Consider the following 272-nt stretch of genomic DNA (forward strand, 5'->3'; position numbering starts at 1 on the left):
GTGAGCGTCCAGTCGAGTCCGAGCGCGCCGAGGGTCGCGTCGAGCTCCGCTTCGAGGTCCGGGAGGGCGGCGGCGAGGTCGGAGCGCTGGAAGACGACGCGCTGGAAGAAGGCGCCGCCGTTCGCGTCGTCGGTGTACTGGTCGAGCGACAGGATGTTGCCCGCATTGCGCGCGATGAAGGCCGCGACCGCCGCGACGATGCCCGGCTGGTCCGGTCCGTGGACGATCAGGCAGGCCTGATCGCGGGTCGGCACGGCGGGGGTCACCGTTCC

Annotated in this window: 1 protein-coding gene; it reads right to left on the minus strand. The window is 72.1% G+C overall.

Annotated elements, in window-relative coordinates; all coding sequences use genetic code 11:
• The coding region (locus AC1RO3_RS09175) for an ACT domain-containing protein (protein WP_481764112.1) at positions 1 to 272 on the minus strand (272 nt) is incomplete at both ends.

The sequence above is a fragment of the Dellaglioa sp. CoH-57-MRSF-19 genome (assembly GCF_056781975.1).